Here is a 14,057-nt window from a genome sequence, read left to right as displayed (position 1 = left end):
CACCAGTGGCCTGCCTTTGAAAGTAACGCGATGAATGCACTGCTTGCCCTGATGCGCGGATTCACGATCCGCACGCGCATGCGCGGCGCGATCGCGGTCGTGCTGCTGTCGTTCGCGCTCGTCGGCCTCACCGGCTTCGTCGGCGGCCTGAAGCTGCGTGAACTGAACCAGAAGATCCTCGAGCAGTCGCGCGGCGAGCAGACGGCGACCGCGGCCATCGGCAAGCACCTCGCGGCGGCCCGCCTGCACGAGAAGCAGATGGTCATCGACTACGAGGACGCCGCCGCGATCGCCCGGCTGCGCGAGGAATGGAAACGCGAGATCACGGCGACCTCGACGGCACTGGCCTCGCTGCTCGAAGGCGAGGACGACGAGGACAACGCGCTGGCGCGCACCGGGATCGAGCAGCTGGCCGCCTACGAGAAGGCCGCCACGGCGGTGCTCGCCCGGGCCGAGGAAGGCGTGTTCGACAACGCCCGCGTGGTCGTGCGCATGCTCGGCCGCGCCGACAGCCACATCATCGCGGTCGAGGAGGCCGCCACCAGGATCGAGAAGATCGTGATGGCCGAGAGCACCGCGGCCGCCGAGCGCTTCGACGAGACGATGCAGCAGGCGATGGTGGTCTTCGTCGGCCTGATCGCCGTCGTGATGCTCGTCATCACGCCGATGACGCTGGCCAACTCGCAGTCGATCACCAACCCGATCGACCACGCCCGCAAGGTGGCGCAGGCGATCGCCGACGGTGACCTCACGCGCCCGATCCAGCTCCAGGGCCGCGACGAAGCCAACGACCTGCTGGCGGCGCTGGCGCGCATGCAGGAGTCGCTGCAGCGCATGGTCGGCCAGATGCGCAGCTCGGCCGACAGCATCGAGCTCGCCAGCCGCGAAGTCGCCGCCGGCAACGCCGAGCTGTCCAGCCGCACCGAGCAGACCGCCGGCAGCCTGCAGCAGACGGCCAGCGCGATGGAACAGATCACCGGCACCGTGCGCCAGAGCGCCGACGCCGCGCGCGAGGCCAGCCACCTGGCCGGCAACGCCGCCGAGGTCGCGCAGCGCGGCGGCGAGGTCGTCGGCCAGGTCGTGACGACGATGGACGAGATCAACGCCAGCTCGCGGCGCATCGGCGACATCATCGGCACCATCGACGGGATCGCCTTCCAGACCAACATCCTGGCGCTCAACGCCGCGGTCGAGGCGGCGCGCGCCGGCGAGCAGGGCCGCGGCTTCGCGGTGGTGGCCGGCGAGGTGCGTTCGCTCGCCCAGCGCAGCGCCGAGGCGGCGCGCGAGATCAAGGCGCTGATCGGCAACTCGGTCGAGAAGGTCGACACCGGCGCGCGCCTGGTCGCGGCCGCCGGCAGCACGATGACCGAGATCGTCGACAGCGTGCAGCGCGTCAACCAGATCATCAGCGAGATCAGCCGCGCGGCCGTCGAGCAGAGCTCGGGCCTCAGCCAGGTCAACGGCGCGGTCTCCGAACTCGACGGCATGACGCAGCAGAACGCCGCGCTCGTCGAGCAGTCGGCCGCGGCCGCCGAATCACTGAAGGAACAGGCCCAACGCCTGGGCGCGATCGTCGCCGCCTTCCGCACTGCAGCCGGCTCGGTCGGGCCGGCCGCCCAGGAGCTGACCACCCCGGTGGTCTGACGAGGCCGGCAGGCCTCCCCGGACCTCACGGGCGGAAGCTCGCCCTCTGGAGAAAACGATGAAAACCCTGTCCAACCTGCGCATCGGCACCCGGCTCGGGCTGAGCTTCGCGGCCGTGCTCGCGCTCATGGCGATCATGACGGCGGTCGGCATCTACGAGCTGCGCCGCATCGGCACGCTGGGCGCCGAACGCGATGTCGCGATCGAACGCGCCGCGGACCTGGAGACCTGGAAGTCCAACACCCGGCTGAACCTGGCGCGTGCGCTGTCCATCGCCGCCTCGGGCTTCCAGGAAGCGACCGTGGCGGCGATCGAGCCGCAGATGAAGAAGACCACGGCCGAGATCAGCACGCTGCAGAAGGCGCTGGAAGCGGGCAGCGAATCGGCCGACGAGAAGGCGGCTTTCGCCGACATCGCGGCCAAGCGCAAGGTCTACATCGACACCCGTAACAAGGCCTCGGCCGCGTTCAAGGAAGGCAGCGTCGTCGAGGGCGAGCGCCTCGTCAACGGCCCGATGACGAGCACCGCCGAGGCCTATCTGGCCGCCATCGAGGCGCATCAGCAGCGCGCCAAGGCGCATGCCCAAGAGCTGGCCAACCGGGTGAGCGGGGCCATCCGCACCGCGGTCTACACGCTCGCCGGCATGCTGGCCGCCGCCATCGCCGCCGGCCTGGCGCTGGGCTGGTCGATGACCCGCTCGGTGACACGGCCGCTGGCCGAGTCGATCGAGGCCGCGCAGCGCATCGCCGCCCACGACCTGACCCAGCCGGTGCCCGACACCGCGCGCGGCGACGAGATCGGCACGCTGCTGCGCGCGCTGCGCGACATGCAGGCCAGCCTGACGACGATGGTCGAGCAGATCCGCACCGGCACCAGCTCGGTGGCCGGTGCCAGCGGCGAGATCGCCTCGGCCAGCACCGACCTGTCGCACCGCACCGAGCAGACCTCGGGCTCGCTGCAGCAGACGGCCAGCACGATGGAGGAGATCACCGCCACCGTCGCCCAGACCGCCGACTCCGCGCGCACCGCCAACCAGCTGGCCAGCAGCGCCAGCAGCGTCGCCCAGCGCGGCGGCCAGGTCGTCGCCCAGGTCGTGCAGACGATGGAGGAGATCAACGCCAGCTCCAAGAAGATCGCCGACATCATCGGCACCGTCGACGGCATCGCCTTCCAGACCAACATCCTGGCGCTCAACGCCGCGGTCGAGGCCGCGCGCGCAGGCGAACAGGGCCGCGGCTTCGCGGTCGTCGCCGGCGAGGTGCGTTCGCTGGCGCAGCGTTCGGCCGAGGCCGCGCGCGAGATCAAGACGCTGATCGGCGGCTCGGTCGAGAAGGTCGAGTCGGGCGCCCGCCTGGTCGGCGACGCCGGCAGCACGATGAACGAGATCGTCGCCGGCGTGCAGCGCGTGGCCGACATCATCGGCGAGGTGATGGCCGCGGCCACCGAGCAGAGCCAGGGCATCGGCCAGGTGAACTCGGCGATCGCCGGGCTGGACCAGATGACGCAGCAGAACGCGGCGCTGGTCGAGGAAAGCACCGCTGCGGCCGAGTCGCTGCGCGAGCAGGCCGACCGCCTGTCCGCGCTCGTCGCCACCTTCCGCGTGCCGGGCTCGAACGCCGGCAGCCCGGTCAGCGCCCCGCCGCCGGCCCGGCCCGCGCCGGTGCGCGCGCAGGCCGCGCCGGTGGCCGCCGCCGTGATCGCCCGGGCGCGCGACAGCGCCCGCCCGGCGACGCCGACGCCGGCGCCCAAGGCCGCCACGACGGCCCCTGCACCCAAGGCCGCGGCGGCACCCGCCGCGCGCGCCGAACCGGCGGCTCCCGCCGCCCCGTCCTCGCCGCGTGCCGACGACGACTGGGAAACCTTCTGACACCCGCCAACGGCGTCGCCCGCGTGACGACGAGAGCTGTATGAACCTCGACTTCAACGACCGGGCGATGCTCGCCTCGATGGCACTCGTCGTGCTCGGCGCCGCGGCCTACGGCGCCGTCAACGACGGCATCGGGCTGGCCCTGGGCGGGGGCGTGCTGCTGCTGGCGGCCGCCGCCGCGCTCGCCGGCCTGGGCGGCGGCAGCCGCCACGCCAGCAGCTTCATCGGCCTGCCGGTGCTGGGCATGGCCACCGTGGCGCTGCTGATCCACGTCGCGCACGGCGCCGCCGAGGCGCACTTCGCGGTCTTCGCGCTGCTCGCCGCCACCGTCGTCTACCGGCGCTGGGAAGCCGTCGTCGCCGGCGCGGCGGTGATCGCCGTGCACCACCTGAGCTTCAACTACTTCCAGCAGTGGGGCTGGGGGCCGATGTGCTTCACCGAGCCCAGCCTGCTGAAGGTCGTCGAGCACGCCGCGTTCGTCGTCGGCGAGTCCGCGGTGCTGGTGATGCTGGCGCTGCGCAGCCGCGCCGACTACCGCACGACCGACGAGCTGGTGGCGATCGCCGAGGGGCTGGTCGACGCACGCGGCGACGTCACCTTCGAGCCGGCGCACCTGCCGGCGCAGTCGCCGGCCGCGCACCGGCTGCAGCAGGCGCTGCGCCACATCGAGAAGACGCTGGCCGCGGTGCGCACGAGCGCGGACTCGATCCGCACCGCCTCCAGCGAGATCGCCACCGGCAACCTCGACCTGAGCCAGCGCACCGAACAGACCGCCGGCAACCTGCAGCAGACCGCCAGTTCGATGGTGCAGCTGACCGGCAACGTGCAGCAGAGCGCCGACGCCGCGCGCCAGGCCAACCAGCTCGCCGGCAGCGCCGCCGACACCGCCCAGCGCGGCGGCGTGGTCGTCTCGCAGGTGGTCTCGACGATGGACCAGATCAACACCAGCTCGAAGAGGATCGCCGACATCATCGGCGTCATCGACGGCATCGCCTTCCAGACCAACATCCTGGCGCTCAACGCCGCGGTGGAGGCGGCACGCGCCGGGGAGCAGGGCCGCGGCTTCGCGGTCGTCGCCGGCGAAGTGCGGGCGCTGGCGCAGCGCTCGGCGGCCGCGGCGCGCGAGATCAAGACGCTGATCGGCGACTCGGTCGACAAGGTCGAGGCCGGCGCCCGGCTGGTGGGCGACGCCGGCAGCACGATGCAGGAGATCGTCGCCAGCGTGCAGCGCGTCACCGACATCATCGGCGAGATCACCGCCGCCACCAGCGAGCAGAGCACGGGCATCGGCCAGGTCAACGCCGCGGTCAGCCAGCTCGACCAGATGACGCAGCAGAACGCCGCGCTGGTGGAGGAGTCGGCCGCCGCCGCCGGCTCGCTGCGCGAGCAGGGCACCCGGCTGGCGGAGCTGGTGGCCACCTTCCACCTGACGCAGACGGCGCCGCCGCCGGCACTGGCCCAGGCGGTGATCGCGCGTGCCGCCGACAGCGCACGCACGGCGGCCGCGGTTCCTGCGGCCCCCCGAGCCCGCGAACCGGCCGCGCCGGTGCGGGCCACCGCCCCCGCGGCGGCCAGGCCTGCCGCTCCCGCGCCCGCCAGGCCCGCGCCCGCCCGCCCCGCCCCGGTGCGCACCGAGCCCGCCCGCGCGGCCGCCCCGGCGGCGCGCGACGACAGCGACTGGGAAACCTTCTGACCCCCGGCGTGGCAGACGCCACACCCGAGCCCTCAACTCCGCGGCGTGACGGCCGATAAACCCGTACGACGCCTTCCTGAAGGAACCGAAATGGACATGCTGACCGAAGTTGCCCCCAACGCCCGCACCGAGCGCTCCCGCGCGGGGCTCGCCTCGCCGGCCTCCGCGGCCGCCGAAGGCCAGGCCGGCGGTGAATTCCTGACCTTCCGCCTCGGCGGCGAGGAGTACGGCATCGACATCCTGCGCGTGCAGGAGATCCGCTCCTACGAGCCGCCGACGCGCATCGCCAACGCCCCGTCGTTCATCAAGGGCGTGGTCAACCTGCGCGGCGTGATCGTGCCGATCATCGACCTGCGCCTGAAGCTCGGCTGCGAGAACGCCGAGTACAACGGCTTCACCGTGGTCATCGTGCTCAACGTGCGCGGCCGCGTCGTCGGTGCCGTCGTCGACTCGGTGTCGGACGTGCTGGAACTCAACCGCGAGCAGATCAAGCCGGCGCCCGAGCTCAGCTCGAGCATCGAGGCCCACTACATCACCGGCATCGGCGCGGTGAAGAACGGCGACGCCGAGCGCATGCTGATCCTGGTCGACATCGAGGCGCTGATGAGCAGCGCCGACATGGGCCTGATGGACAGCGTCACGCACTGACCCCCGGGAGACGGGTGGCGCCGACGGCGCCGCCCCGCCCGCATGAGGACCGCTCGCCCCGCAAGCCGGAAGGCTGGACGGTCGCGCCGCCGCCGCCCCGGGCGGCATTGCCGTTTGCAGCCGGCGCCGGCCCTGCACGCCCGCGACGGACTCGCCGGGCGCTGCCGCAGCCGCGCCCCGCGGCCGCCGCGCACGCGACCGCGCCGCCTGCGTTTCGCCGCCGTTGCGGCGCGCACCGGCAGCGTCTGCCGGTCGGCGCGTCGCAGCCTGTGCTGACCGAACCAGGAAAGACATCTCTCCCATGACGAGGCCCTCCTCCACCTCCCGGCGTGGCTCGATCGCCCGGCGCGTGTCGCTGGCCGGCGGGCTGGGGCTCGCGCTGGCGCTGGGTGCCGCGGCCGCGCTGCAGAGCGGGGTCACGGTGCGCAACGCCAACGAGGCCAACGCCGAACGGTTCGGCGAACGCGCCCAGGCCGTCGCCGACATGGCCGAGGCCTTCGACGGCGCGGCGCGCACGATGGCCGACAAGCTCTACGGCGCCTTCGCCGCCGACCTCGCCGGGCCCTACGCGCTGGCCGGCGAGACGCTGACGGCACAGGGCCAGGCGCTCAACGCCCAGTTCTCGCAGGTCGACCGCTTCGCCGAGCTCACCGGCGGCGTGGCGACGGTGTTCGCCGCCCAGGGCGACGACTTCGTGCGCATCACGACCTCGCTGAAGAAGGAGGACGGCTCGCGCGCCGTCGGCACGCCGCTGGGCACCCAGCACCCGGCCTACGCCGCGCTGAAGGCCGGCGGCTCCTACGTCGGCCCGGCGCAGCTCTTCGGCAAACCCTACATGGCGCGCTACGAGGCGCTGCGCGACGCCGAGGGCCGCGTCGTCGGCGTGCTCTTCGTCGGCTTCGACCAGAGCGCCTACCGCGCCGCGCTGCGCAGGCTCGCCGGCGAGGCCCGGTTCGCCGAGACCGGCGGCATCGTCATCGTCGACCCCAAGGGCGGCAAGCCCGAGGACGCGGTCTTCGTCGCCCACCCCAAGGCCGCCGGCGCCAAGGTGCTGGAGACCGTGCCCGCGGCGGCGCCGCTGCTGGCCGCGCTGCCGGGCGCCGAGGCCACGCAGCGGCTGCCCTCGCCCGGGCTGGTCGACGCCGACAGCGGCGACACCTGGGTCGTCGCGCGCGCCGTGCCGTCCACCGGCTGGGTGGTGCTGGCCGAGGTCTCGCAGGGCCACGCGATGGCCGCCACCTGGGCCGCGCTGCGGCCCTTCTGGCTGCTGCTGGCGCTGGTGGCCGCGGGGCTGGCGGCCACGCTGTTCCTCGTGCTGCGGCGCTGGGTGGCCGAGCCGCTGCGCGACCTGGCGCACGCGGTGGAGGCCGTCGCCGCCGGCGACCTGACGCGCCACGTCGAGAGCGAGCGCGACGACGAGGTCGGCGAGCTGATCCGCGATGTCGAGGCGATGCGCCTGCGCCTGGGCTCCACGCTGTCCCAGGTGCGCCAGTCGGCCGAGTCGATCGACACCGCCTCGGGCGAGATCGCCGCCGGCAACGCCGACTTGAGCCAGCGCACCGAGCAGACCGCCGGCAGCCTGCAGCAGACCGCCTCCAGCGTCGGCCAGCTCGCCGGCAGCGCACGCCACAGCGCCGACGCCGCGTCGCAGGCGCGTGAACTCGCCGGCGCCGCCGCCGGCACCGCCCGCCGCGGCGGCGAGGTCGTCGGCCAGGTCGTGGCGACGATGGACGAGATCAACGCCAGCTCGCGGCGCATCGGCGACATCATCGGCACCATCGACGGCATCGCCTTCCAGACCAACATCCTGGCGCTGAACGCCGCCGTCGAGGCCGCGCGCGCGGGCGAACAGGGCCGCGGTTTCGCGGTCGTCGCCGGCGAGGTGCGCTCGCTGGCGCAGCGGGCGGCCGAAGCCGCGCGCGAGATCAAGGCGCTGATCGGCAACTCGGTGGAGAAGGTCGAGAACGGCTCGCGCCTCGTCGCCGACGCCGGCAGCACGATGGCCGAGATCGTCGCCAGCGTCGAACGCGTCAGCGCCACCATCGCCGAGATCTCGGCCGCGACGGCCGAGCAGCACGGCGAGATCGGCAGCATCAACGACTCCGTCGCCACGCTGGACCGCATGACGCAGCAGAACGCCGCGCTGGTGGAGCAGTCGGCCGCGGCCTCGGAATCGCTGCGAGAGCAGGCGCGCCAGCTCTCGCAGGCCGTTGCCGCATTCCGCGTCAACACCACCTGAACCCGTGCGGGCCGTGTCGGCCCACACGAACCGATGCCCTGGCGCGGGTTTCGAGCGCCACGCCCGGCCCCAGAATACGGGCCGGATCAGACGGAGCGCCCCGTGCCACCCCTGAAGCCCCCCGCGCAGGCGGAGGACGACGGCATCGCCAGCGCCGTTCGCACGTCGCAGGTCGCCGAGCACGCCTCCGCCCTCACCTTCTCGGCGCTGGGCAGCGCCAGCATCGCCGCGTTCGTCGCCTGGGCGCTGCACGGCCTCGTCGTCACCGGCGCGCTGGCAGCCTGGGGCACGGCACTGCTGCTGCTGCTGGCGGTGCGCCTGGACTTGCTGCGGCGCTACCGGGCCGCCGCCACGACCCCCGAGGCGCAGGCGCCGTGGCTGCTGCGCTTTCGGCTCGGCATCTTCCTGAGCGGCGTCATCTGGGGCTCGGCCGCACTGCTGCCGATGATCGACCGCCAGCAGGCGCTGGCGGTGCTGACGATCGCGCTCGCCGGCCTGTCGACCGCGGCGCTGGTGCTCGGCCACTTCGACCGCCTCGCCGGTGCGCTGTTCGCGCTGCCGGCCGCGCTGCCGATCACGCTGCGCGTGCTGGCCGAGGACCACCCGCCCGCGCCGGCAGTTCTGATGGGCGTCGCGGTGGCGCTGCTGCTGGGCCTGTACGGCATCTTCGCGGCCGAACGCCACTGGCGCCAGCGCCTGGCGCTGGCGGCCGCGCGGCGCGACGAGCAGCGCAGCCTGGCCGCCGCGCAGGAGAGCGAGGCGCTGCTGCGGCTGATCTTCGACCACGTCGACGAAGGCCTGCTGGTCGCCGGCGCGGACATGCGCGTGCGCACGATGAACCCGCGTTTCAGCGAGATCACGCGGCTGGATCCGTCGCTGGGCGCGCCGGGCACCCCGGTGCGCGAGCTGCTGGCCGCGCAGGCACGTGCCGGCCGCCTGGGCGGCGGCGACCCCGAGGCCGCCGTCGAACGCTGGATGGCGCTGCTGCGCGACGGCGGCCACGGCCGGTCGGTGCGCCGCCTGCCCGACGGCCGCACCGTCGAGCTGCGGCGCAATCCGACCCCCGACGGCGGCTTCGTCGCCGTCGCGCTCGACATCACCCAGCGCGACGCCGCCGAGACCGCGCTGGCCGAGAAGCAGCGCATGCTGGCGCTGCTGCTGGACAACACGGCACAGGGTTTCTGGTTCATCGACAACGCGCTGCGCACCACCGACGCCAACCCGGCGATGTGCCGCATGCTCGGCATCGAACGCCACGAACTGCTCGGCCGCACGGTCTGGGAGTTCGTCGACGAGGACCAGGCCGGCATCCTGCGCGAGCAGATGCGCCGGCGCGAGGCCGGCGAAGCCAGCCTCTACGAGATCCGCCTGCGGCGCGCAGACGGCTCGCCGCTGTGGTGCATGAACCAGGGCACGCCGATCTGCGACTCGGACGGGGGCAAGATCGGCGCCATCGGGCTGTTCTCCGACATCGGCGAACTGCGCCAGGCCACCGAGCTGCAGCGGCGCACCAGCCGGCTGCTGGAGGAGAAGTCGCGCCTGCTGGAGGCGACGCTGGAGAGCCTGCCGCAGGGCGTGCTGACGCTGGACGAACAAGGCCGCACCGCGGCCTGGAACCGGCGACTCGTCGAGATCACCGGCGTGCCCGAGGAACTGCTGCGCAGCCGGCCGGCGCTGGGCGAGTTCGTGCGCTGGCAGATCGACCACGGCGGCGTCGGCCCGGCGCCCGGCGAACTCGACCCGACGGCGCGTGAGCCCATCGAGGCCGCGCTGCGCGGCGACCTCGACGCGCTGCCTACGCGCTACCAGCGCACCGGCGCCGACGGCCGCACGCTGCAGATCGAGACCTATCGCAGCCGCGGCGGGCCGGTCGTGCGCACCTTCACCGACATCACCGACGCGCTGCACGCCGAACAGGCGCTGCGCGAGAGCGAGTCGCGCTTTCGCTCGCTGGCCGACGCGGCGCCGGCGCTGGTCGTTGTCTGCGACGCCGACGGCCGGCCGGAATGGGTCAACCAGCGCTGGCAGGACTTCACCGGCTGCAGCGGCGCCGACGCGCTGGCCGAGCCCTGGGACGCCCGCGTGCACGCCGACGACCAGGCCGCCTGCCACGCCGCGTTCGACGGGGCGAGGCCCGAGGCCCGCAGCTTCGCCGCCGAGTACCGGCTGCGCCGCGCCGACGGCCGCTGGGGCTGGATCGCCGAGACCGGCGTGCCGCGGCGCACGCCCGACGGCGTGCTGCAGGGCTGGATCCGCCACGGCTGGGACATCACCGCTCGCAAGGCCGCCGAGGCGGCGCTGATCGCCGCACGCGACGACGCCGAACGCGCCAACCGCGCCAAGTCCGAGTTCCTGTCGCGCATGTCGCACGAGCTGCGCACGCCGCTGAACGCGGTGCTCGGGTTCGGCCAGCTGCTGGAGTCCGACCCGGCCGAGCCGCTCACGCCGCTGCAGCAGCAGCGTGTGCAGCAGGTGCTGCGCGGCGGCCGCCACCTGCTGTCGCTGATCGACCAGGTGCTGGATCTGGCGGGCATCGACGGCGGCACGCTGGGCGTGCGCCTGGAGGCCGTCGACGCCGCCGCGGCGGTGGCCGAGGCCTGCCGCCTCGTCCAGGCGCTGGCGGCCGAACGCGGCGTGCAGCTGCAGCCGCCGCCCGCGCCGCCGCCGGGCCACGTGCTCGCCGACCCGGTGCGGCTGCGCCAGGTGCTCACCGGGCTGCTAGGCAACGCCATCCAGTACAACCAACGCGGCGGCACGGTGAGCGTCGCCTGGCGCGACGACGGCACCCGGCTGCGGCTGGAAGTCCGCGACGACGGCCCCGGCATCGCGGCGGCCGACCAGCGCCGCATCTTCAAGGCCTTCGAACGCCTGGACGGCGCACGCGCGGCCACAGGCGGCGCCGGCGTCGGCCTGGCGCTGGCCAAGTGGCTGGTCGAGGCGATGCACGGGCGCATCGGCGTGGACAGTGCGCCCGGGCTGGGCAGCAACTTCTGGGTCAGCCTGGAACGCAGCTCGGCCGACGCCGGCGCCGCCGCCGCACCGGCCCGGCGCACCGTGCTCTACGTCGAGGACAACACCGTCAACCAGATGCTGATGGAGGCGATGCTGGCGCGCCGGCCCGAGATCGAGCTGCTGCTGGCCGACGACGCCGAGTCGGGCCTGGCCCTGGCCGTCAGCGCGCGGCCGGCGCTGGTGCTGCTGGACATCCAGCTGCCCGACGCCGACGGGTTCGAGCTGCTGCGCCGGCTGCGGGAGCGGCCCGAGACGCAGGCCGTGCCGGTGGTGGCGGTCAGCGCCGACGCGATGCCCGAACGCATCGCCGCCGCGCGAGCCGCGGGTTTCGTCGACTACCTGACCAAGCCGCTGGAGCAGGCCCGGCTGCTCGAGGCCATCGACCGCGTGCTCGACGCGGCCTGAGCGGGCTTCACTGCACCGTGGCGCGGCGCAGCGTCTCGACGACCGGGCGGCGCAGCACGTCGCGCAGCCCCCACCAGCCCGCCGCCAGCGCCAGCACCGCGCCGGCCGCCGCGCCGGCCAGCGGCACCAGGGGCGAGGGCCGCCAGTCGAACTCGAAGGCGTAGCGCGCCAGCGCCCAGCCCACCGCCATCGCCGCCACCGAGGCCAGCAGCCCGGCCAGCGCGCCGACGCCCAGCAGCTCGGCACGCTGCACCTGGGCCAGCAGGCGGCTGCCGGCGCCCATCGCGCGCATCACCGCGAACTCGCGCGAGCGCGACTCGCGTGTCGCCGACACCGCCGCGAACAGCACCACCAGCCCGGCCACCAGCGTGAAGCCGAACAGGAACTCGACCGCGCGGATCACCTGGTCGAGCACTCCCTGCACCTGGGCGATCGAGGCCGAGACGTCGATCGCGGTGACGTTGGGGTAGGCGCGTGCCAGCGCGTTGTCGAAACCCGGCTGCGGCGGCGCGCGGAAGGCGCCGATGTAGCTGGCCGGCAGCTCGGGCAGCTCGGCCACCGGGAAGACGACGAAGAAGTTCACCCGCATCGAGCCCCAGTCGACCTTGCGCAGGCTGGTCACGCGGGCCTCCTGCTGCAGCCCGGCGACGTCGAAACGCAGCGTGTCGCCGAGCTTCAGGCCCAGGGTCTGGGCGATGCCCTCCTCCACCGACACCGCGCCGGCCTCGCCCGGCGTCCAGCGGCCGGCGACGATCTCGTTGTGCTCCGGGCGCTGCTCGGCGTGGCTGAGGTTGAACTCGCGGTCCACCAGGCGCGCCGCGCGGTCCTCGCTGAAGTCGTCGGGGCTGACGGCGCGGCCGTTGATCGCCACCAGGCGGCCGCGGATCATCGGGTACCAGTCGTAGCGCGTGACGCCGGCGTCGGCCAGCGTCTGGCGGAACGGCCCGGCCTGGTCGGGCTGCACGTTGATGACGAAGCGGTCGGGCGCGTCCGGCGGCGTCGCGCCGCGCCAGCTGGCGACGAGGTCGGTGCGCAGCAGCACCAGCAGCACCAGCGCCAGCAGGCCGACGGCCAGCGCCGAGACCTGCAGCACCGCGAAAGCCGGGCGCGCGGTGAGCTGGCGCGTCGCCAGCACCAGCCAGCGCGGGGCGCCGGCCTCGGGCACGGCGCGGCGCAGCAGCAGCACCGCCAGCCAGGACAGCAGCGCGAACACCGCGATCGCCGCGGCGAAGCCGCCGACCGCGATCAGCCCGAGCTTGGGGTCGGAGGCCACCGCCAGCAGCAGCGCGGCGAACCCGCCGGCGCCGGCGGCCAGCACCAGCAGCGAGGCGGGTTTCAGCGTGCCGACGTCGCGCCGGATCACACGCAGCGGGGGCACACGCGCCAGCTGCAGCACCGGCGGCAGGCCGAAGCCCAGCAGCAGCGTCATGCCGACGCCGACCCCGAAGGCCGCGGGCCACGGCGACGGCGCCGGCAGCGTCGTGTTCACCAGCCCGGCGAGCAGGAAGACGAAGACGTGGTGCACCGCCCAGCCGACGGCGACGCCGGCGGCACTCGCCGCCAGCCCGAGTGCGGCGAACTCCAGCGCGTAGGCGCCGGCGATGCGGCGCTGCGCCAGGCCCAGCACACGCAGCATCGCGCAGTCGTCCAGATGGCGGGCGGCGAAGTCGCGCGCGGCGATGGCCACCGCCACCGCGGCCAGCAGCGCCGCCAGCAGCGCGACGAGGTTCAGGAACTTCTCGGCGCGGTCCAGCGTCTGGCGCATCTCGGGCCGGCCGCTTTCGAGCGACTCCAGGCGCACGCCGCGCAGCGGCACGGCGTGGATGCGTTCGTCGGCCTGCTGCACGAACTGGCGCACCAGCGCGTCGCGGCCCTCGGGCGCGGCGACGGCGAAGCGGTAGTTCAGCCGGCTCGCCGGCTGCACCAGCCCGGTGGCCGGCAGGTCGGCCTCGTGCAGCATCACCCGCGGAGAGAAGCTGGTGAAGCCGGCGCCGCGGTCGGGTTCGACGGCGATCACACGCGCGATGCGCAGCGTGGCGTCGCCCAGGTGCAGCGGCTGGCCCGGCGCGAGCTGCAGCGAGCCCAGCACCGCGGCGTCGACCCAGACGGTGCCGGGTCTCGGGCCGGCAGCCACCGTCTCGACGCCCTCGCCCTCGAGCGCCTTCAGCTGCAGCGCACCGCGCAGCGGGTAACCGTCGCTGACCGCCTTGACAGCCACCAGACGGCTGGCGCCGCCGAGCGGGTCGGGGGCCCGCGCCATGCTCGGGAAGGACACGCTGGTGGCGCTGCGCAGCCCGGCGCGGGCGGCCAGCTGCACCAGCTCGGGCGGCGTCGGCCGGTCGCTGCTGACGAGCGCGTCGCCGCCGAGCAGCTGGCGCGCGTCGCGAGCGAGGCCGCCGTTGAGCCGGTCGGCGAAGAAGCCGACGGCCGTCAGCGCGGCCACGGCCAGCATCACGGCGAAGAACAGCAGGCGTAGCTCGCCGGCGCGGAAGTCGCGCAGCGTCTGGCGCCACGCGAGCGCGGGGGTCGAGGCATGCATGGGCCGCACG

7 protein-coding genes are annotated in these 14,057 nt (G+C 74.1%); 6 read left to right on the top strand and 1 reads right to left on the bottom strand.

The window, feature by feature from the left end; all coding sequences use genetic code 11:
- The first annotated feature begins 30 nt into the window (after nt 1-30).
- The 6 genes from EV684_RS21540 to EV684_RS21515 all read left to right on the top strand — a co-directional run bounded on the left by EV684_RS21540 (nt 31) and on the right by EV684_RS21515 (nt 11,508).
- Complete coding sequence (locus EV684_RS21540) at nt 31-1,644, top strand: methyl-accepting chemotaxis protein (protein WP_132649407.1); 1,614 nt, start codon at nt 31-33, stop codon at nt 1,642-1,644.
- A gap of 58 nt (nt 1,645-1,702) precedes the next feature.
- A complete protein-coding gene (locus EV684_RS21535) occupies nt 1,703-3,511 on the top strand; it encodes a methyl-accepting chemotaxis protein (protein WP_165908560.1) in 1,809 nt (602 codons plus the stop codon).
- 40 nt (nt 3,512-3,551) lie between these two features.
- On the top strand, nt 3,552-5,204 hold the full coding sequence (locus tag EV684_RS21530; protein WP_132649406.1) for a methyl-accepting chemotaxis protein: 1,653 nt from the start codon (nt 3,552-3,554) through the stop codon (nt 5,202-5,204).
- 90 nt (nt 5,205-5,294) lie between these two features.
- A complete protein-coding gene (locus EV684_RS21525) occupies nt 5,295-5,852 on the top strand; it encodes a chemotaxis protein CheW (protein WP_132649405.1) in 558 nt (185 codons plus the stop codon).
- A gap of 301 nt (nt 5,853-6,153) precedes the next feature.
- Nucleotides 6,154-8,091: a methyl-accepting chemotaxis protein gene (locus tag EV684_RS21520; protein ID WP_132649404.1), complete on the top strand. Its 1,938-nt coding sequence runs from the start codon at nt 6,154-6,156 to the stop codon at nt 8,089-8,091.
- Nucleotides 8,092-8,193: 102 nt separating this feature from the next.
- Complete coding sequence (locus tag EV684_RS21515) at nt 8,194-11,508, top strand: PAS domain S-box protein (protein ID WP_132649403.1); 3,315 nt, start codon at nt 8,194-8,196, stop codon at nt 11,506-11,508.
- Between the two features lie 7 nt (nt 11,509-11,515).
- Here EV684_RS21515 and EV684_RS21510 read toward each other — a convergent pair whose 3' ends face one another.
- On the bottom strand, nt 11,516-14,047 hold the full coding sequence (locus EV684_RS21510) for an ABC transporter permease (protein WP_132649402.1): 2,532 nt from the start codon (nt 14,045-14,047) through the stop codon (nt 11,516-11,518).
- Nucleotides 14,048-14,057 lie beyond the last annotated feature (10 nt).

The sequence above is a fragment of the Rubrivivax gelatinosus genome (assembly GCF_004340905.1).
Lineage (GTDB): Bacteria > Pseudomonadota > Gammaproteobacteria > Burkholderiales > Burkholderiaceae_C > Rubrivivax > Rubrivivax gelatinosus.
This window is presented reverse-complemented; position numbering and strand designations above follow the sequence as displayed.

What these genes read in the sequence shown, in the direction of transcription:
- EV684_RS21540 (WP_132649407.1), top strand. Translation starts at nt 31, where the DNA reads ATGAATGCACTGCTTGCCCTGATGCGCGGATTCACGATCCGCACGCGC.
- EV684_RS21535 (WP_165908560.1), top strand. Translation starts at nt 1,703, where the DNA reads ATGAAAACCCTGTCCAACCTGCGCATCGGCACCCGGCTCGGGCTGAGC.
- EV684_RS21530 (WP_132649406.1), top strand. Translation starts at nt 3,552, where the DNA reads ATGAACCTCGACTTCAACGACCGGGCGATGCTCGCCTCGATGGCACTC.
- EV684_RS21525 (WP_132649405.1), top strand. Translation starts at nt 5,295, where the DNA reads ATGGACATGCTGACCGAAGTTGCCCCCAACGCCCGCACCGAGCGCTCC.
- EV684_RS21520 (WP_132649404.1), top strand. Translation starts at nt 6,154, where the DNA reads ATGACGAGGCCCTCCTCCACCTCCCGGCGTGGCTCGATCGCCCGGCGC.
- EV684_RS21510 (WP_132649402.1), bottom strand. Translation starts at nt 14,047, where the DNA reads ATGCATGCCTCGACCCCCGCGCTCGCGTGGCGCCAGACGCTGCGCGAC.